Source organism: Bacillus sp. BB081 (assembly GCF_008368895.1).
GTDB lineage: Bacteria > Bacillota > Bacilli > Bacillales > Bacillaceae_G > Bacillus_A > Bacillus_A wiedmannii.
The window spans coordinates 170,554-189,384 of the sequence record NZ_QOZX01000041.1 but is presented as its reverse complement, the minus strand read 5'-3'; the positions used below and the strand labels follow the sequence as shown (position 1 = coordinate 189,384).

Below are 18,831 nucleotides of genomic sequence, written 5' to 3'. Positions count from 1 at the left end.
ATCCTTATCAATTAGAGTGTCAACTAATTTTTGCATTATGTCATAAGATTTTCAAAATACGTAAATGTTATTTCGTTTGGTACAATATACTATATACAAGTACATAGTGCCGATATGATAAGTTTAATGAGTAACATAGAATGGTGCAATCATACTAAAAAGTAATTAAGCTAGATTGAAAGGTGGAAGCGGTAATGCAACTACAATATACTTTATTGTATTGTTTAAAACAATTGAATGGTGAAAGGACCGTTTCTTCTATTTATTATTTATTAAAAGGAAAACGATCTTCGCAAACGTTACAAGATGGAAATATGTTCCGCATTTCATTTTTGTTTGGAATATATAAATCGTTAAATAGAACAGACTATGATCGTGAAGTTGCAAAGTTGTTGCAAGCAGATTTGATTCGAGAAATACATGAAAATACATATTTGTTAACATCTAAAGGTAAAATGCAGTTACATACATGGGAGGAAGTGTATGCTTTTCCCACGCATTTACATGGTTTACACTATGGTGAATTAGGTGAAACATTTTGGAAACGATTATCATTAATTATTCAAACTATATCTAATTTACAACAGAATAATACGAAGTTTATTCCCATTCAACAAGATACAGAAATAATGATGTGGGTAAAACGTTTTTTAACAGGTATACCATATAGGCGAAGTGAATTGGCTAAAAGATTATGGAAAGAAATACATAATCTTTTAGGAAAAGGTGATGTGGTAGAAGCGACGATTGTAACATATAGATTAACAGGATATGAACGTATCGGTTGTACATTGCAGCAATTAGCGGAAATTACGAAACAAGATATATTCCGGGTGTATTTTTTATTTTGGGGTACAATTCACTTCTTTATACAAGAAGTTCACGATAAAGAAAATGAATTTCCGCTATTGGCTGAGATTATCTCTTATCCAAATGAGAGAGCTGAATTATTTAGTTTATCAACGAAAAAAACATATAATTTTTGGAGACAAGGACGCTCTTTAGATGAAATAGCGACAATTAGAAATTTAAAGGTTGCAACGATAGAAGATCATTTTGTTGAAATTGCTTTGCGGGAAAAAGAGTTTTCAATCGAGATGTTTATGGAAAAAGACAAGATAGATAAAGTAACAAAAGTAATTGAGACATTACAAACACGTAAGTTGCGTGAGTTGAAACAAGCGGTTGGAGAGGGTATCTCTTATTTTGAAGTTCGTCTTGTATTGGCGCGGATGGAGGGTATAAATGAAGCTTGAGGAATATTTATATAGATGGTTTGGATATTCTGAATTTCGTACAGGGCAAAAAGGGGTAATTACAGATTTATTAGAAGGAAAAGATGTTATAGCAATGCTCCCGACTGGAAGGGGGAAGTCTATGTGCTATCAACTTCCAGGGCTAATGCAAGAGGGAACCGTGCTTGTTGTATCACCATTATTATCTTTGATGGAAGATCAAGTTACACAATTAAAGTATGTTGTGAAAAACCGAGTAATAGCATTTAATAGTTTTCGGACATTACATGAAAAAAGAGAAGCGATGAAAAAATTAGCTTCATATAAATTTATTTTTGTTTCACCAGAGATGTTGCAGTCGGAAGTGTTAATAAGAGAATTGAAGAAAGTTCATATTTCATTATTTGTTGTGGATGAGGCTCATTGTATTTCACAATGGGGTTATGATTTTAGGCCAGACTATAAAAAACTAAATGTAGTCATTGAAAATATCGGGTCTCCTACGGTGCTAGCATTAACGGCAACAGCGACAAAAGATGTACTCCGAGATATAGCAGAGAGTTTAGATTTGAAGAAAGTGACGCAGCATGTATACTCTATTGATCGTCCAAATATTGCGATGGAAGTACAATTTGTGGAGACGATAGAAGAGAAGAAAGAAGCGCTTTTGAACCAGGTGATGTATTTACAAGGGCCAGGGATTGTATATTGTTCAAGCAGAGCGTGGACAGAACGTTTAACGGAGTATTTAAGAGGAAAAGGCGTGACTGGTGTTGCTTTTTATCATGGTGGTATGGAACATGAAGAGCGTATGTTAATTCAACAGCAGTTTATGAATGACCAGTTGCAGCTTGTAATATGTACAAGTGCTTTTGGTATGGGAGTAAATAAGTCGAATACGAGCTATATTATTCATTTTCATTATCCGACTAATATAGCTTCCTATTTACAAGAAATCGGAAGAGCTGGAAGAGATGGTGAACCGAGTATAGCTATCTTACTATGTAGTCCGTTAGATCACGATTTACCAATTTCAATAATTGAAGATGAATTGCCAAGTCAGTCGCAAATACAATTTTTATTCTCTTTACTACAAGAAAGAATGTTTCAAACGAAAGAATTACCAATAGAAGAGGTAGAAGAAATTTGTTATAATGCAGCAAGATTTAATGAACAATATTGGCGCTTCATCCGCTATCATCTTGAACAGCTTGGAATCATACAACAGCGAAAATTAAAATTAGAGGGCTTGTCAGATGAAATTATGAACAGATTAATAGCTGAAGTAGAAATAAGGCTACGTAATAAATATAGTGAGCTAGAAAACATGAAATCGTGGATACAAGTGAAAGAATGTAGGCGTGAATATTTGTTACAACAGTTCGGTTATAGAAAAGAGAACGAGTTGAAAAATTGCTGTGACTATTGTGGTATTACAAAAACAGATTATAAAAAAAGACAAGCGCAACAATCGGATTTCGACTATAATTGGGAAACAGAGTTACAAAAGCTTTTCGGTCTAGAAAAGATGGGGGAATGATGAACATTCAAAGGCATAATATTGAAGATATGAGTCCGAAAGAAATAAGGCTGAATCTGTATATCACACAGTTCATTATTATCGGTATCGGTTGTTTACTAGCATATGTATTATTCCGAGATATAAAATCGGTGTATAGTCTGTGGAAGTGGGAACCGGTGTCTATACTTATAATAGGTGGCTTGTTGGCGATTGGTATTGTGTTATTAGATTATGTTGCAATGCGAGTATTTCCAGAGTCTTGGTTTGATGATGGTGGTATTAACGATAAGATGTTTCAAGGAATGTCAGTTATGCACCTACTCGTTATTACGTTCATTATCGGCTTTGCAGAAGAATTTTTATTTAGAGGTGTAGTGCAGACGCACTTTGGAATTGTAATAGCTAGTTTAGTATTTGCAGTGTTACATATTCGGTATATAACAAAGCCATTTTTGTTTTGTTTCGTCTGTTTCATTAGTTTTGTCTTTGGTTATGTATTTGAATGGACAGGAAATTTATTTATAACAATCTTTGCACACTTTCTTGTTGATTTTATAATGGGACTCCAATTAAGAAAATAAATGGAAGGTGGTGGTGAACAACATGAGAAAACGAATTCCTGATTTCGAAGAGGAATTAGAAGTTGAGCGAGTGGAAGAAAAAGAAAGTTTACCGCCGCGTAGTGAAATTCATAGAAATAAAGAGAAAAAAGAAAAGTTTAAAATGAATCATATTTTCGTCCGAGTTTTAACATTTCTATTCATATTACTACCAATTAGTATCTTATGGTATACAGATAAATATATTCAGGTGAAAAGTGATGGTAATAACGCTGGGAAAAGTGCGTTTGAGGTCATTTTCTTTGATTCAGCTAAATCTGAGTCTGAGGCAACATCTGAGAAAGTAGTAACGCATACGGTAAAAGAAGGAGAAACTTTAGAAAGTATAGCGAAGCAATATTTTTCAGATGAAACTGGGATTGAAGTGATTAAAAAGTACAATGATTTACAAGAAGATGAAGTGAATGTAGGTCAAGAAATAAAAATTCCGATAAAAGATAAGTCCGCAAAACAGGATAGCTAGTAACATACCTACTATAAAAACTGAGGATTATCTTTCTGCGGAAGGGAGTGAAAAATATATGATATGGATTATCTTATTAAGTGCTCTCATATGTATTGGTATTATATTTCTTCTTGTAATGTATACAGAAGCGATGCGTAATACTGTGTTAGAACATACTTTACTTTTTGAAGAATTTCCGAAAAGTTTTCAAAAAGTAAAGGTGTTTTTTATTTCTGATATTCATAGAAGGGTCATTTCAAGTTCATTAATTGAACAAGTAAAAGGAAAAGTAGACCTTGTAATTATTGGCGGTGATTTAGCGGAAAGAGGCGTCCCTTTATCGAAAATTTCTGCGAATATACAAAAGTTAAGAGCGATAGCTCCTGTATATTTTGTGTGGGGAAATAATGATTATGAGATTGAATATCATGAATTAGATGCTTTGTTATTAGAAAATAATGTGAAAGTTTTAGATAATACAAGAGTTGTATTTGAATCTGAACTAGGAGAAAAAATTTGTTTACTCGGTGTAGATGATGTTGGTTTGAAGCGTGATCGTTTAGATTTAGCTTTGGCTGATTGCAAAGAAGATGGTTTTCGCATATTAATTAGCCATAACCCTGATATAATAAATAAAATGTCTGGAAAAGAACAAATTTCACTTGTGTTAAGTGGACATACACATGGAGGACAGATTCGATTATTCCCATCTAAAAAATATTTAAAAGGTGGCGTATATAAGCATTCAAATATGACTCTTTTTGTTAGTAATGGGTATGGAACAACGTTGATTCCACTTCGCTTCCGAGCACCTTCTCAAACACATATTATTACGTTATGCGGAGGGAAATGATGCCAACTCTAAACGGGAAATATAACATAAAAGCTGTTTCGAATATAATTGGAATTCAGCCGAGTACGCTTCGTGCATGGGAAAGACGATATCAAATTATTGCCCCAAAGCGGAATCATGCGGGGCATCGATTATATACAGAAGAGCATATTCAAATTTTGAAATGGTTAATGGACAAGGTTTCTTCTGGCATGATGATTGGACAAGCAGTTCAATTATTAGAAGGGAATCGTTTGCAGAGTAATGTTCAAAAAGAAATACATTACGATAGAGAAGTTGTTTTAGTGGACGATTTACTGCAAGCTTTGTTAAAATTTGATGAAATTACAACTTCTGCATTGTTAAACGAGGCTTTCAGTATTTATGCAACAGAAAAAGTCATAGCAAGTATTGTTCTTCAAATGTCAAATAAATTGTTAGCGTTAAAAAATAATAATGAAGTTACAATGGTGCAATTCCAATATGTCGTATCATTTTTACAAACTCGTCTAGGAATGGTGTATCATAATGCATCATCATTTTCTTCTATACACAAAGTTGTCGTGTTAGAAAATAATATGTTGAAAGGGTTTGTTTTCTCAACGTATTTACGCTTAAAGGGATATGAGGTGATATATATTAGGTCAAGCTTAGCGGAAGAGGGTATTTTTTTAGCTGTTGAGCAAATACAACCTACATATGTAGTAGTCTCTTTTGATGAGGAACGAGAACTTAAGAACGCGATGAAAGACATGAATTTGTTGCAAGAAAAAAGTGAGAAACTTTCTGTTGGGTTTATAGGAGAAATAGGTGCTCGAGATCAGTTGAACATTCAAACATGCCTAATTGGTGATACGAAAGAAGAATGGGATGATTGGTTAAAAATGTTAGAATAGTTGTTCGAAAAGAACCATCTATTTTCTATTTCATATAATAAAAATTATATTCATTGGTTACGTAGGGAGGGTATGAGATGAGGCTGGAACGATTAAATTACAATAAGATAAAAATTTTCTTAACATTTGATGATTTATCTGAACGAGGATTAACGAAAGAAGATTTGTGGAGAAATGCACCGAAAGTACAGCAATTATTTCGTGATATGATGCAAGAAGCAAATAAGGAACTAGGGTTTGAAGCGGATGGTCCGATTGCAGTTGAAGTATTTTCTCTACAAGCGCAAGGAATGGTCGTAATTGTAACGAAAGAACATCAAGATGTGGATACAGATGATGAGTTCCGTGACGAGTTTATTGAAATGCAAGTGACTCTAGATGAAAGCGAGCATATACTTTATGAGTTTGCTACACTAGATGACGTAATTAACCTGTCGAATCGTTTATATAACCTTGATGTAACTGGCGGAAAACTATATACGTGGGATGGGCGTTTCTATCTTTGGATGGAAGAAGAGGAGCAAGTTCAATTACTGAAGGCAGATTTCATAGCTATTTTAGCGGAATATGGTAATCCGTCTACAGCAACTATTTATCGTCTAATGGAGTATGGTAAAGAATTAATGGCTTCTCAAGCAATTGAACAAATACACAATTACTTTGTGAAAAAACAAAACCTTAGCTAATATAACAAAGCTAAGGTTTTGTTTTTTATTTGGAGAAACATAAAATATTGGTCTGAAAATGTCAAAACGATTAATGGGATAGCGGGAATCATAAATATTTGGGCGCTCTTTACTATATTTAAAAATATCTTCTTAAGTTGTTATATATAAGTAAAATAAAAAATATTTAAATATTTAAGTATTTTACTTTTCTAAAAGCAATAAAAGGACTATAATGATAGTGAAAACGCTTGCAACAGGAAATAGTTTGTATATATTTGTTAGCGTTTTCTATTGCATTCCAAATTTAACGGTGTATACTAGGCAATGAAGGTTTACTAAACAAGTGAAATTACAGGGGGTTTACTTACTATGGTAGCCGAAAAGGGAACTCAAACAAAAACACAACAACAAAGGGAACAACATTTTGAACTATTGAATTCGACACAAATTGTTATTAGTGAAGCATTAGAAAAATTGGGTTATCCAAACGAAGTATATGAATTATTAAAAGAACCAATTCGTATGATGACAGTGAAAATACCAGTTCGTATGGATGACGGGACTGTTAAAATATTTACAGGATATCGTGCACAACATAATGATGCTGTTGGTCCAACGAAAGGTGGAATTCGCTTCCATCCGAATGTAACAGAAAATGAAGTGAAAGCACTTTCAATCTGGATGAGTTTAAAATGTGGTATTGTTGATTTACCATACGGTGGAGGTAAAGGTGGAATTATCTGTGACCCGCGTGAAATGTCATTCCGTGAGTTAGAAAGATTAAGCCGCGGTTATGTACGAGCAATTAGCCAAATCGTAGGACCGACGAAAGATATTCCAGCTCCAGATGTATTCACAAACTCTCAAATCATGGCATGGATGATGGATGAATATAGCCGTATTGATGAATTTAATTCACCAGGATTTATTACAGGTAAGCCACTTGTATTAGGTGGATCACATGGACGTGAAACAGCAACGGCGAAAGGTGTAACAATTTGTATTCGCGAAGCTGCAAAAAAACGCGACATTGATATTAAAGGTGCACGCGTTGTTGTTCAAGGATTCGGTAATGCTGGTAGCTTCTTAGCTAAATTTATGCATGATGCAGGCGCGAAAGTTATTGCAATCTCGGATGCTTACGGTGCATTGCATGATCCAAACGGATTAGATATTGATTATTTATTAGACCGTCGTGATAGCTTCGGTACAGTAACAAAACTATTTAATAATACAATTTCAAACAAAGAATTGTTAGAACTTGATTGCGACATTTTAGTTCCAGCTGCAATTGAGAACCAAATTACAGAAGAAAATGCTAATAATATTAAAGCAAAAATCGTTGTTGAAGCTGCAAATGGTCCAACAACATTAGAAGCAACTAAAATTTTAACAGATCGCGGAATTTTACTTGTTCCAGACGTATTAGCAAGTGCTGGCGGTGTAACAGTATCTTACTTTGAGTGGGTACAAAATAACCAAGGTTACTACTGGACTGAAGAAGAAGTAGAACAACGTTTAGAAAAAGTAATGGTAAGATCATTTGATTCTATTTATGAAACAGCACAAGTTCGTAAAGTGAACATGCGCTTAGCTGCGTATATGGTCGGTGTTCGTAAAATGGCTGAAGCAAGTCGCTTCAGAGGTTGGGTATAATATTATATCGTGAGAAAACGTGATTCCTTTCGAGGGAATCACGTTTTTTTGTTGAAGTATTAGTGTGAGGTGTTGTATATGGAAAATGAAATGATGGAACGAGTAGAACAATTAGAAGAAAAGGTTAAGAGGTTAGAGGGAGAACTCTCAAGAACGATGAAAGCCCGAAAAACAAGTAACGTTCGGATGTTCGGAGAAGGACTACTGTTTTTAATATTTGGTGCAGTTGTAGTAGGGCCGATTATCGCTTTTGTAATCTCAATTCTTACTTGGATTGTTGAAAAATAAAATAAAAACAAAAAAGAACGCTTGTTCTACACGAACAAACGTGCTATACTTTCCTTAGATAAACAAAACGGAAATGATTTTAAGGAGAGATAAATGATGAAAATGACAGTAGACCAAAGATTTATGATGCCAGCAGATGTTGTAGAACGAGTGGAAGTATTAAGAAACAAACAAAGTAAGCGCGGCACATTATTACAATCTGTAAATAAATTTTTCGGTTTAGATACGAAAGAAGATTGTGTTTGGTTTTACGGTTTTTATGGAGTTGCTGTAAGTATTTTATTATTTATGGTGTTCACATCAAATATTTTCGATTTTCTCTTCGCGTAAGAAATATGCGATAAGGACATTGCTACCGAATACATATATAAAGAAGTAAGGTAATCTTCTGAAGCGGGAGTTGGTAGTAATGGCGATGTTTCCTATAGAGCGTAACTATATTGGGTATGGAAGTTCACGACCGGGAATTCCTCTTTCTAAAGTAAGGTTTATTGTAAGTCATGATACGGGGAACCCTGGTAGCAATGCGATAGGGAATCGGGATTATTTTAATGAAATACAACCGAAAGCTTCGGCACATACATTTATAGATGATAAAACAATATTGGAAATTGTTCCTATAAATGAAGTTGCCTATCACGTTCGATATGGTGTGCCGACAGATAATGACTTATATGGTTATGATGCTAATAAGGCTGCCATTGGAGTGGAACTTTGTTATGGCGGTGATGTTAACTTTTGGGAAGCATATACCCGTTTTACGTGGTATCATGCGTATTTATGTCAAAACTTCGGCTTGAATCCGAAGAAAGATATCGTATCACATAAAACACTTGACCCAGTTAGAAAGATTGATCCTGAAAATGTATTAGGGAAACAAGGTATTAAATTTCAGCAGTTTTTAGCAGATGTCTATCGGATGTACGTTTCGTTTAGATGACAAATATATGAAAAATGAATACAATAAAGATAGGTGCCTACTGCTGTAAGTAGGTTTTTTCTTGTTTTTATAAATAGCGTATTGGTAGAAGACTAGGAGTGAGCTGAGTATGCAGAAAGAAACAGCTATCATAATTGGAGGCGGTCCGTGCGGATTAGCAGCAGCAATTTCGTTGCAAAAGGTAGGGATAAATCCGTTAGTAATTGAAAAAGGAAACATTGTAAATGCGATTTATAATTATCCAACTCATCAAACATTTTTCTCTTCTAGTGAAAAATTAGAAATTGGTGATGTAGCTTTTATTACAGAAAATCGTAAGCCAGTTCGAAATCAAGCGCTTGCGTATTATCGTGAAGTAGTAAAGCGTAAATCTGTACGTGTAAATGCTTTTGAGCGAGTGGAGAAAGTACAAAAAGATGGAGAAGTTTTTCATGTTGAGACAACAAAGCGTGACGGAAGTAAAGAAATATATATAGCGAAATATGTTGTTGTAGCAACTGGATATTATGACAATCCAAATTATATGAATGTTCCCGGCGAGGAACTGAAGAAAGTAGCTCACTATTTTAAAGAGGGACATCCTTATTTTGATCGAGATGTAGTAGTTATAGGTGGGAAAAACTCGAGTATAGATGCCGCGTTAGAACTTGTTAAAACCGGTGCGCGTGTAACGGTTTTATATCGCGGAAGTGAGTATTCACCAAGCATTAAGCCGTGGATTTTGCCGGAGTTTGAGGCGTTAGTACGAAGCGGCACAATTCAAATGCATTTCAGGGCTCACGTGAAAGAAATTACTGAACATACAGTAACGTTTACAGTCGATGATGAGGCATATACAATCCAAAATGATTTTGTATTTGCGATGACTGGTTACCATCCTGATCATAGTTTCTTAACGAAGATGGGTGTTCGGATTGATGAAGAAACAGGGCGTCCGATTTATGCAGAGGATACAATGGAAACGAACACTGAAAATATTTTCATTGCAGGTGTAATTGCTGCTGGAAATAATGCAAATGAAATATTTATTGAGAACGGTCGATTTCATGGGGATGCGATTGCGCAAACCATTGCGTCAAGGGAAATATAAAAAGAAGCTGTCGAAATAAACTTCGACAGCTTCTTTTTAATTGTGCATAAACATATTTTGGATTGTTTCATGAGAATTTGTATTCTCTAATGCAACTAATAATTTAATACGTGCTTTTTGAGCATTTAAACCGTATGTGAATACAATACCCATATCTTTTAATTGTTTGCCGCCACCTTCATATGAATATACATCTTGCACGATGCCATTGAAACAGCGAGAAACTAATACGACAGGAATTCCTTTGTCGATTAATCGTTCTAGACTAGGAAGTGTTCTTGGAGGTAAATTACCTTGTCCAAGTGCTTCAATAACAATCCCATCTACTGGAAGGTTTTCAATTGCTGCTAACAATGTATCGTCCATACCAGCGTATGCTTTTAGAACAACTACGTTTTTAGAAACCTTATTTACTGAATATGTTTCATGGTGTACTAAAGCATGATGGAATACAACGCCGCGCTTTGTTACCATACCAATTGGTCCATACTGTGGACTCTGGAATGTTGCCACGTTACTTGTATGTGTTTTCGTTACATTTGTAGCGCAATGGATTTCGTCGTTTAATACGACTAAAACACCTTTTTCAGCAGCTTCACTACAGCTAGCTACTTTTACAGCCGATAAGAAATTATATAGACCATCAGCACCTAATTCATTACTAGAACGCATTGCACCTGTTACAACGATTGGAATAGTTGCTTGCACTGTTAAATCTAAGAAATAGGCTGTTTCTTCTAATGTATCCGTACCATGCGTAATGACTACGCCATGAATGTTGTCTTGTTTTACTCTTTCATCAATGATGACTTGTAATTGTAACATTTCGCTCGGTGTCATATGAGGAGATGGTAGATGGAACACGTCTTCAACGATTAAATCAACATCGCCTTCTAAATCAGGAATAAATTTTAAAAGAGGATTTTTTTCACCTGGTTGTACGACCCCAGTTTCTTTATCTTCCTCCATTGCAATTGTTCCACCTGTGTGTAAAACTAGGATTCTTTTCAATGCTTATACCCCTTTCAAGTTGAAAAATACATTTAGAACATAACATGTTTTGAGTAAATTCGACAATGGAAATGTATAAAAGTATGCCTCGAAAATGACAATAAAGTTAGCTGCTATATATACGATGTATAAAATCACGAAACGAAATGTGTAAATGTAGGATAGGAGGGAGCAATTACATTGAAAAAGATGGAGAAAATTTTTATTCGTATATTAGTAATACAATTCATTTGTCTTTCTGTTGTGCAATTGTTATTTATACATAAGTCATCAGTGAAATATTTATCTAAAATTGTTTATTATGAAGGTGTCATGGTAAAAAACAAAGCAGAAATCTTACAGGTGAATAGGTAGTTTTCATTTTCTTCTATGGAGGATTATGCTACAATAATTGAGGATTTAATGACGTGAAGCAAATGAGAAGAAGCAGGAGAATACCTGCTTTTCGTTTTGTTTTATAAGTGAAAAAATGAGGTGTTACAATGGATAAACGAATTTCAATTGCTATAGATGGTCCAGCAGCTGCTGGAAAAAGTACGGTTGCAAAAGTTGTGGCAAAGAAACTTTCTTATGTTTATATTGATACAGGCGCAATGTACCGCACGATTACATATGCAGCCCTTGAACAAAAAGTGGACATTGAAAATGAAGAGAAGTTAATGGAAGTTGTAAAGAATGTAAATATTGAGTTTCAGCAAGGAGAAAATACACAACTTGTATTTTTAAATGGACAAGATGTTTCTGAAGTAATTCGTACACCTGAGGTGACGAATCGAGTATCTATTGTGGCGAAACATCGCCTTGTTCGTGAAGAAATGGTACGTCGTCAACAAGAGTTAGCGGAAAAAGGCGGCGTTGTAATGGATGGCCGTGATATTGGTACACATGTGTTACCAGATGCTGAAGTGAAGATCTTTATGCTTGCTTCTGTTGAAGAAAGAGCAGAAAGAAGACATTTAGAAAATATAAATAAAGGTTTCGATTCTAATTTAGAGCAGTTAAAAAAAGAAATTGCTCAGCGTGATAAATTAGATTCAGAACGCGAGGTTTCTCCTCTAAAGAAAGCTGATGATGCATTGGAATTAGATACAACTTCTTTATCAATTGAAGAAGTTGTCCAAAAAATTATGAGTATTGTTTCAGGAGTGTTTGCGAAATAAAGAAAGGGGATAACCTCTTTCTTTTTTTGTTTATATAGAAATGTAAAGGATGCGTGAATTGTGAGTCTCTTTCCTTGACAAATGCTCAGATTTGTAAGAAGTTAGTAAAAGAAGGATAAAACTTTCAGAATATATTCGCTATTATATTTCAAAACATACTTTCTTCAAGATGATTTTGCTGTATACTATTTATATAGGTTTAATATATTTTCTAGTGAAATGTATGAAAACTGAGTATGTGATGATAAATTCTTAAACATGCAAATGAAAACATATGTTTTCATTTCGTATATACATAAAAAATGCTTTGTCAATTCTGTAGGGAGGTATTTCCATGGTAGAGAAAATGAATGAAGAAGTTATGGATTCAAAAGAATTACAAGTTGGTGACGTTGTTACAGGTTCTGTAACGAAAGTTGAAGAGAAACAAGTGCTTGTAAATGTTGGATACAAAACAGATGGCGTAATTCCAATTAGTGAATTAGCTAACGTTCATATTGAAAAAGCAAGCGATGTTGTAGAATTAGATCAAATACTAGAATTGAAAATTATTAAATTAGAAGAAGATGATCTTGTCTTATCTAAACGTGCTGTTGATGCAGAAAAAGCATGGGTAGAATTACAAGATAAATTTACTTCTGGTCATGTGTTTGATGTTACTGTAAAAGATATCGTGAATGGTGGATTAGTTGTGGACCTTGGTGTTCGTGGTTTTATCCCAGCTTCACTTGTAGAAGTACATTATGTAGAAGATTTTACTGACTATAAAGGCAAAACATTAGCCGTGAAAATTGTTGAATTAGACCGCGAAAAAAATCGTGTAATCCTTTCGCATAAAGCAGTAGTAGAATTAGAACTAGATTCTAAGAAAAAAGAAGCGATTTCTTCATTAAAAGAAGGAGACGTTGTTGAAGGAACAGTGCAACGATTAACGGATTTTGGTGCTTTCGTTAACGTTGGTGGTGTGGACGGTTTAGTTCATATTTCACAAATTTCACACGAACGTGTAGAGCAACCTTCTGAAGTATTAGAGCAAGGTCAAAAGGTAAAGGTAAAGGTATTATCTGTTGATGCTGATACACAACGTATTTCTTTATCAATTAAAGCAGCACAGCCAGGACCTTGGGAGAATGTTGCTGGCGAAATAAAAGCTGGAGATATTCGTGAGGGAGTAGTAAAACGTCTTGTTACATTCGGTGCATTCGTTGAAATTTTACCTGGCGTTGAAGGTCTTGTGCATGTATCTCAAATTGCAAATCGTCACGTGAAAAATCCAAATGAAGTATTGGAAATGGGACAACAAGTAAAAGTGAAAGTGCTTGAAGTCCATGTTGCAGAGAAACGTATTTCTTTAAGTATAAAAGAAACGCTTGAGGAAAATAATGTAATTGAGGATTATAGTCAGTATGAACCAAATGCTGATTCTGCTACTTTCCAATTAAGTGATATTATTGGTGAACAACTGAAAAAATTAAAGAAATAAAGAGGGGTACAAGTGGTAAGGGCAAAACGTAAATTAGATCATATTGAATACGCTCTTTCTACTGGTCAGTCTCGTACGCATGGCTTTCATGATATTGATTTTGTGCATCAAGGATTGCCAAATTCAAGTTATGACACAATAACATGTGAAACAAAAATCGGCGAACTTTCACTAAGTTCGCCGATTTTTATCAATGCGATGACTGGTGGTGGGGGAGAGAGAACGTTACATATTAATAAGCAATTAGCATATGTAGCGAAACATCATAATCTTGCTATGGCTGTAGGGTCGCAAATGGCGGCGTTAAAAGATGAAAGTGAGGCTGCTTCTTATAAGATTATCAGAAAGGTAAACCCAAATGGTGTTTTCTTTGCTAATTTAGGTAGTGAGGCAACTATCGAACAGGCAGAGCGTGCCGTTGATATGATTGAAGCGAATGCATTGCAAATTCATTTAAATGTCATACAAGAGTTAACGATGCCAGAAGGAGACCGTGACTTTACTGGTGTACTTCAGCGCATTGAAAAAATTGTATTAAATAGTAAAGTTCCTGTCATTGTGAAAGAAGTTGGATTTGGTATGAGTAAGGAAACTGTACAACAGTTAGCCAGCATAGGTGTAACGGCAATTGATATTGGTGGACAAGGTGGTACAAATTTTGCTGCTGTTGAAAATGAAAGAAGACGGCGAATGCTTTCTTATTTTAATAACTGGGGCATACAAACAGCAACCTCGATTATTGAAGCAACCTCTACAAACAATAACCTCTCTTTTATTGCATCTGGGGGTATACAAACAGCGCTTGACGTAGCGAAAGCAATCGCATTAGGGGCGAATACAACTGCGTTTGCTGGATATTTTTTACGTGTTTTAATGCAAGATGGTATCGAGAAGTTAGTGGATGAAATTGATCTTTTACATACAGATTTGAAATTTATTATGACAGCTCTTGGTGCGAAGACGATAGAAGAGTTACAGTCTGTACCTCTTGTTGTAAAGGGCGAAACGTATCATTGGTTAACGCAACGTGGTATTGATACTGCGCATTATAGTAGGAGATAAAGTTATTTAGTATCAACTGGAGAATTATTTATATCCGGTTGATACTAAATTAATATGAATTGCGTATAGAGGTTTTTAAATTTATACATTAATATATACAAAAATATTGCGTATAAAGAGGTTATTCTTTAGTGAATTTATTACTGTAATATAGAAAGGCAGTATTAGAAAGGAGCAAATGTTTTGAGGGATATAGCATTTTATATGGATAAATTTCGAATTCATTTATTAGAACAAGGAGAAGACAATAAAAAGACATCAGATTTGATAGCGATTTTATATATAATATATTTTATTAGTATATTAATGTTGGTTCCTATGTTGTTAAAAAAAGTCGGTATAATAGAATTATTAAATTACTTTGTTGAATTGTTGGATATACTTAAAGGGGTTTTACGTGGGGATATTAGCTACGAAACGCAAAACAAATTAATCATGATGACAGATAAGTTAGTAAAATTTACGAATGAATATATAAGCGGTTTTAGTCTGTACATAAAATGGACAATTATCGTATGTATCTTTATGTTAATTAGTCAAGTGATAAGAGTGGTATTTAAATCTATAAAGGTTCGATTGATTGTACAAAGTGTGTTGTCTTTTGTATATTTGATAATGCTTGAAGAAAATATGATTTTTGCATTAATAATTGGGCTAGTAATTCTTTTTTGGATGACACGATATATAAGTGTAGGAAGTTTAAAATATGTTAATTTTTTTATGTATTTAAGTGGTGCAATTCGCATTTATCATTTAAATAAAACAGAAGAAAAAGCGAGGGTTATCAAGAGTCGGTTTAGCTATTGGTTAGTAATTTTAATTAGCTTTTTTGTCGTGACTTATTGTACGAAAATGATTTTTTGGGGTATATCTCTTAAGATGAACGCTTTGATTGGTCTCTCTTTATTTTTGTTAATATGGATGAATTCGAGTTCTAATAAAGTAATAGAACTAGTTAGAAAATTAGTAGTTTATGTATTGTTTATACCTATTGTAATATTAGCTAATGATGTGTTTAATAGTTCTAATGTAGTTAAAACGTTATCTATCTTTATAACCGTCTTTTTTTCATTAGAGCGAATTATCGGGATTGGCAAGGAAATCAAAAAACAAGTAGAAGAATATGATATTAACTATATTTTTAATTTTTATGAGAAGAAGGACTATAGGGCCATCCAAAATGTAGATATTTTGAATGAATTAGATTTGGAAATAGATGAAGAAGAGTTAGTAAAGCAGGTATTATGTTATATGGCTATTGATAAAAATATAGCAAAAAAATTAATAGAATTTTATTTGAAGAATTTTTATCAATATGAGGCGCTAGTACTTTACTGTCAGTACCAATTAAAGATTGAGAAATATAATGAGAGGGGAATTGGAAAAACACAATTGCGTGATTTGTCAAGCGTTATGCAGAGGGTACAAAAAGCGAATAGTAAAGAGCAAAATATTATTAAAATGGAAGACGCAGCGAAAGAATTAGCTGATTTGTATTTTCAATTAGGGGAAAATGAATTGGAAATTATAAACCTTTTATCTGGGTATATTATGCTATCTGATTATTATAAGTTTATATTGGTCAACTCGTATATTAAAGTTGATAATATTGTAAAGGCAGAGGAAGTATTTTGTACAATTAATGATAAAGATACGTATTCGTTAGAGATATAATATTAATTTAAATAGCTATCGAGACAATCGCTATTCTCAGATATATTTGTAATTTATAGTCTAAACCAACAGGTATAGTTACGATTGATGCCACGTCAAGTAATCGGATCTATAATGCGAAAACAAAAGAATTATATTATGAGTAAAAATTATGTAAAAGACGGTTTCGTACAATATCGAAACCGTCTTTTTGTGTTCATTAGTGCTGATTTTGTTTTCGGGCTTGCTCTGGTGTATCCAGTCCAGTTGCACCCGGATATTGTAGTGATTGGTCACGATCAGATTCAACGCGTCGTGATTCTCTTAGTTTTCGTTCTTGACGATCTTTACCCATAATGAATAGCACCTCCTTATTAAAAGTGTTGGTGTTATATGAAAAAACTATGCGCGAAGAAAGTGGATTAACTTTCATAAAAAGTTCCCATAATGGAAAACATAGGAGGTGAAATGATGGAAGGGAGTACTTTTTATTTTGTAGCTTGGATAGGGTGGATCGTTGTAACTTTTTTTATGAAAAAGGACGCTATACGGTGGAAGATAAGCGCTTGTATATTGATTTTTATTATTTGCTCTCCGTTACATGTAACGATTGCTTCATTCACGGTATCAGTAAATGCACTTTTGCTTTGTATTGTTGCTTTTATAGGAATCGCACTATATTCTATTTGGAAAAAATTATATAGCTTACTTTCGGCACTTATTATTGCAATGTTATATACAAGTTTTCATTTGTTAGAAGTATATGATCCGATTTGGATTGTGGTGGACAGGTTGTTTTTGGTAAGTGGTGCTCTTGTGTATGCATCGGTTTTATTGCATGAGGATCGCATATTACGATTATGTTCTCTTTATATAGGAATGTTACAGGGGGAATTGTTAGTGACACTTATTTTTCGAAAACTACATTTCCCTTATGATTACGGAAGTTTAGCGTTTTTTGATATCGTCGCCGTTGCTACATTTTTCATGGCAATTTTGTTTTGGATTGCAAAAGCATCAGTATACATGGAACAGTTCAAGAGGAAAGCACGTAAAAGAAAGGCGAGGGTAATACATGACTGAATATACACCGGCCATTTTATGCGGAGTAATAGCGGGGACAGTAACGAGAGTGCTAATGCTCCGGACAGATACGCGTCAGTATCCGACGAGGCTCCACGGAAAAATTATTCACGTTGCGATGGGGTTAATTGCAGCGGCTTTAGGAGCGATTGCGATTCCGTCAATTTTGAAAAAAGATTTTTCTGCTATTACATTTCTTACATTAGCAGCAACACAGTTTCGTGATGTGCGTAATATGGAAAGAAATACCCTTCAACAATTAGATGGATATGAGCTCGTACCGCGTGGAAATACATATATTGAAGGGATTGCATTAGTTTTTGAAAGTCGAAACTATTTGGCGATGTTAACGTCGTTTGCAACGACGTTTGCGTATATAGGATTCCATTCATGGATTGCTGGAGTAATTATGGCTATAATCGCATTTATAATCGCGAAAAAATTAATGTCTGGCAGAAGGTTACATGATCTTGTTGATATCGAGCATGTTCCACTTCGTTTTGAAGGAGCGGGGCTGTATATTGATAATATTTACATTATGAATATTGGATTGCCAGCAAGGCAAGAGGAAATTATGAAATATGGAATGGGCTTTATTTTAAGGCCGAAAACAATTGATGCGATGGTGACAATCTCAAACTTAGGACAACGACAAGCTATTTTACATGATGTTTCTGTTGCTTTAGGGATTTATAGAGATTCTGGTACGCCAGCGCTTGTGCCGTTGGCAAAGCGTGATTTAGAAGATGGTAGGGTTGGGATTTTTGTCTTGCCACAAGATCAAGATGCAGAGAAAGCGATAGGTGTCATAGGGAATGTGCCGACGTTAGAAAGTGCTGTTCATATGTCATCGGAAGCCCCGAAAGGAAGGGGAGATAAAAGATGATGTTAGAAAGTGTAATTCTCGCGGTTATTACAACAACGCCGGAGAAATTTGCTGGTGGTGCCCCTTTGTTTACTTGTGAATCGACAGATGAGTTAGAATTTGTTGCAAATAATTTAGAGGCAATTTTAGATGGTATTGCGCATCGCTTACAAGAGAATGTATATATTATTGTGAAACATTAGTAACGTGTGGTATAATGTGAGGTGTTTTGATACGCTGAGAAATATTCTGGAATGCAAATCCCTTCTTGCACAAAGAAGGGTTTTTTACATAATAAACAGAAGCAAGTTGAAAGGATGAA

At 34.4% G+C, this 18,831-nt stretch carries 22 protein-coding genes; 20 read left to right on the top strand and 2 right to left on the bottom strand.

What is annotated here, in order from left to right:
- Nucleotides 1-194 precede the first annotated feature (194 nt).
- The 12 genes from DN394_RS18845 (at nucleotide 195) to DN394_RS18790 (ending at nucleotide 10,192) form a co-directional block, all read left to right on the top strand.
- Entirely contained in the window at nucleotides 195-1,256 is a 1,062-nt protein-coding gene (locus tag DN394_RS18845; protein ID WP_097914852.1) for a YpbB family protein, read from the top strand.
- On the top strand, nucleotides 1,246-2,775 hold the full coding sequence (locus tag DN394_RS18840) for a RecQ family ATP-dependent DNA helicase (protein WP_046958919.1): 1,530 nt from the start codon (nucleotides 1,246-1,248) through the stop codon (nucleotides 2,773-2,775). The genes DN394_RS18845 and DN394_RS18840 overlap by 11 nt, the downstream gene beginning before the upstream one ends.
- Nucleotides 2,775-3,338 carry a CPBP family intramembrane glutamic endopeptidase gene (locus DN394_RS18835; RefSeq protein ID WP_001025770.1) on the top strand — a complete coding sequence of 188 codons (564 nt, stop codon included), beginning with the start codon at nucleotides 2,775-2,777 and terminating at the stop codon, nucleotides 3,336-3,338. Before DN394_RS18840 ends, DN394_RS18835 begins: the two co-directional genes overlap by 1 nt.
- Nucleotides 3,339-3,360: 22 nt before the next feature.
- Nucleotides 3,361-3,840, top strand: coding sequence for a LysM peptidoglycan-binding domain-containing protein (locus DN394_RS18830; protein ID WP_001231546.1), 480 nt, complete (start codon nucleotides 3,361-3,363; stop codon nucleotides 3,838-3,840).
- A gap of 58 nt (nucleotides 3,841-3,898) precedes the next feature.
- A complete protein-coding gene (locus DN394_RS18825) occupies nucleotides 3,899-4,675 on the top strand; it encodes a metallophosphoesterase (protein WP_098110373.1) in 777 nt (258 codons plus the stop codon).
- The gene (locus DN394_RS18820) at nucleotides 4,675-5,550 is read left to right on the top strand and encodes a MerR family transcriptional regulator (protein WP_141523386.1); all 876 of its coding nucleotides are present in this window, start codon (nucleotides 4,675-4,677) and stop codon (nucleotides 5,548-5,550) included. The genes DN394_RS18825 and DN394_RS18820 overlap by 1 nt, the downstream gene beginning before the upstream one ends.
- Nucleotides 5,551-5,627: 77 nt before the next feature.
- Nucleotides 5,628-6,236: a genetic competence negative regulator gene (locus DN394_RS18815; protein WP_001235391.1), complete on the top strand. Its 609-nt coding sequence runs from the start codon at nucleotides 5,628-5,630 to the stop codon at nucleotides 6,234-6,236.
- 351 nt (nucleotides 6,237-6,587) lie between these two features.
- Nucleotides 6,588-7,874, top strand: a complete 1,287-nt coding sequence (gudB, locus tag DN394_RS18810; protein ID WP_000225171.1) for an NAD-specific glutamate dehydrogenase — start codon at nucleotides 6,588-6,590, stop codon at nucleotides 7,872-7,874.
- 78 nt (nucleotides 7,875-7,952) lie between these two features.
- Entirely contained in the window at nucleotides 7,953-8,162 is a 210-nt protein-coding gene (locus DN394_RS18805; protein WP_000426773.1) for a hypothetical protein, read from the top strand.
- 93 nt (nucleotides 8,163-8,255) lie between these two features.
- On the top strand, nucleotides 8,256-8,492 hold the full coding sequence (locus tag DN394_RS18800; protein WP_001983018.1) for a DUF3961 domain-containing protein: 237 nt from the start codon (nucleotides 8,256-8,258) through the stop codon (nucleotides 8,490-8,492).
- Nucleotides 8,493-8,571: 79 nt separating this feature from the next.
- Nucleotides 8,572-9,102: a peptidoglycan recognition protein family protein gene (locus DN394_RS18795; protein ID WP_097914854.1), complete on the top strand. Its 531-nt coding sequence runs from the start codon at nucleotides 8,572-8,574 to the stop codon at nucleotides 9,100-9,102.
- 109 nt (nucleotides 9,103-9,211) lie between these two features.
- Nucleotides 9,212-10,192, top strand: coding sequence for a YpdA family putative bacillithiol disulfide reductase (locus tag DN394_RS18790; RefSeq protein ID WP_149294109.1), 981 nt, complete (start codon nucleotides 9,212-9,214; stop codon nucleotides 10,190-10,192).
- Nucleotides 10,193-10,228: 36 nt separating this feature from the next.
- Here the strand turns inward: DN394_RS18790 and ansA are convergent, their stop codons facing one another.
- A complete protein-coding gene (gene ansA / locus DN394_RS18785; protein WP_000822014.1) occupies nucleotides 10,229-11,203 on the bottom strand; it encodes an asparaginase in 975 nt (324 codons plus the stop codon).
- A 180-nt stretch (nucleotides 11,204-11,383) separates the two neighbouring features.
- Here ansA and DN394_RS29030 point away from each other — a divergent pair, with 180 nt between their 5' ends.
- The 5 genes from DN394_RS29030 (at nucleotide 11,384) to DN394_RS18765 (ending at nucleotide 16,582) form a co-directional block, all read left to right on the top strand.
- Nucleotides 11,384-11,557: a YpfB family protein gene (locus DN394_RS29030; protein ID WP_000738047.1), complete on the top strand. Its 174-nt coding sequence runs from the start codon at nucleotides 11,384-11,386 to the stop codon at nucleotides 11,555-11,557.
- 128 nt (nucleotides 11,558-11,685) lie between these two features.
- The gene (gene cmk / locus DN394_RS18780; RefSeq protein WP_000361262.1) at nucleotides 11,686-12,363 is read left to right on the top strand and encodes a (d)CMP kinase; all 678 of its coding nucleotides are present in this window, start codon (nucleotides 11,686-11,688) and stop codon (nucleotides 12,361-12,363) included.
- Nucleotides 12,364-12,697: 334 nt separating this feature from the next.
- Nucleotides 12,698-13,846 (top strand): 30S ribosomal protein S1, encoded by a 1,149-nt coding sequence (gene rpsA / locus DN394_RS18775; RefSeq protein WP_097994178.1) that lies wholly within the window; start codon nucleotides 12,698-12,700, stop codon nucleotides 13,844-13,846.
- 12 nt (nucleotides 13,847-13,858) lie between these two features.
- Nucleotides 13,859-14,908 (top strand): type 2 isopentenyl-diphosphate Delta-isomerase, encoded by a 1,050-nt coding sequence (locus tag DN394_RS18770; RefSeq protein ID WP_149294108.1) that lies wholly within the window; start codon nucleotides 13,859-13,861, stop codon nucleotides 14,906-14,908.
- A 183-nt stretch (nucleotides 14,909-15,091) separates the two neighbouring features.
- Nucleotides 15,092-16,582, top strand: coding sequence for a hypothetical protein (locus tag DN394_RS18765; protein ID WP_179953654.1), 1,491 nt, complete (start codon nucleotides 15,092-15,094; stop codon nucleotides 16,580-16,582).
- Between the two features lie 199 nt (nucleotides 16,583-16,781).
- On the opposite strand, the gene DN394_RS18760 is transcribed toward DN394_RS18765, so the two are convergent.
- Nucleotides 16,782-16,916: a YpzI family protein gene (locus DN394_RS18760; RefSeq protein WP_000513900.1), complete on the bottom strand. Its 135-nt coding sequence runs from the start codon at nucleotides 16,914-16,916 to the stop codon at nucleotides 16,782-16,784.
- A 116-nt stretch (nucleotides 16,917-17,032) separates the two neighbouring features.
- Here DN394_RS18760 and DN394_RS18755 point away from each other — a divergent pair, with 116 nt between their 5' ends.
- Genes DN394_RS18755 through DN394_RS18745 form a run of 3 tightly spaced genes read left to right on the top strand, consistent with a single transcriptional unit; the run spans nucleotide 17,033 to nucleotide 18,712 of the window.
- Complete coding sequence (locus tag DN394_RS18755) at nucleotides 17,033-17,644, top strand: YphA family membrane protein (protein ID WP_149294106.1); 612 nt, start codon at nucleotides 17,033-17,035, stop codon at nucleotides 17,642-17,644.
- Nucleotides 17,637-18,530: a YIEGIA family protein gene (locus tag DN394_RS18750; protein ID WP_000141603.1), complete on the top strand. Its 894-nt coding sequence runs from the start codon at nucleotides 17,637-17,639 to the stop codon at nucleotides 18,528-18,530. The genes DN394_RS18755 and DN394_RS18750 overlap by 8 nt, the downstream gene beginning before the upstream one ends.
- Nucleotides 18,527-18,712, top strand: a complete 186-nt coding sequence (locus DN394_RS18745) for a capping complex subunit for YIEGIA (protein ID WP_000979052.1) — start codon at nucleotides 18,527-18,529, stop codon at nucleotides 18,710-18,712. The genes DN394_RS18750 and DN394_RS18745 overlap by 4 nt, the downstream gene beginning before the upstream one ends.
- Nucleotides 18,713-18,831: the final 119 nt, after the last annotated feature.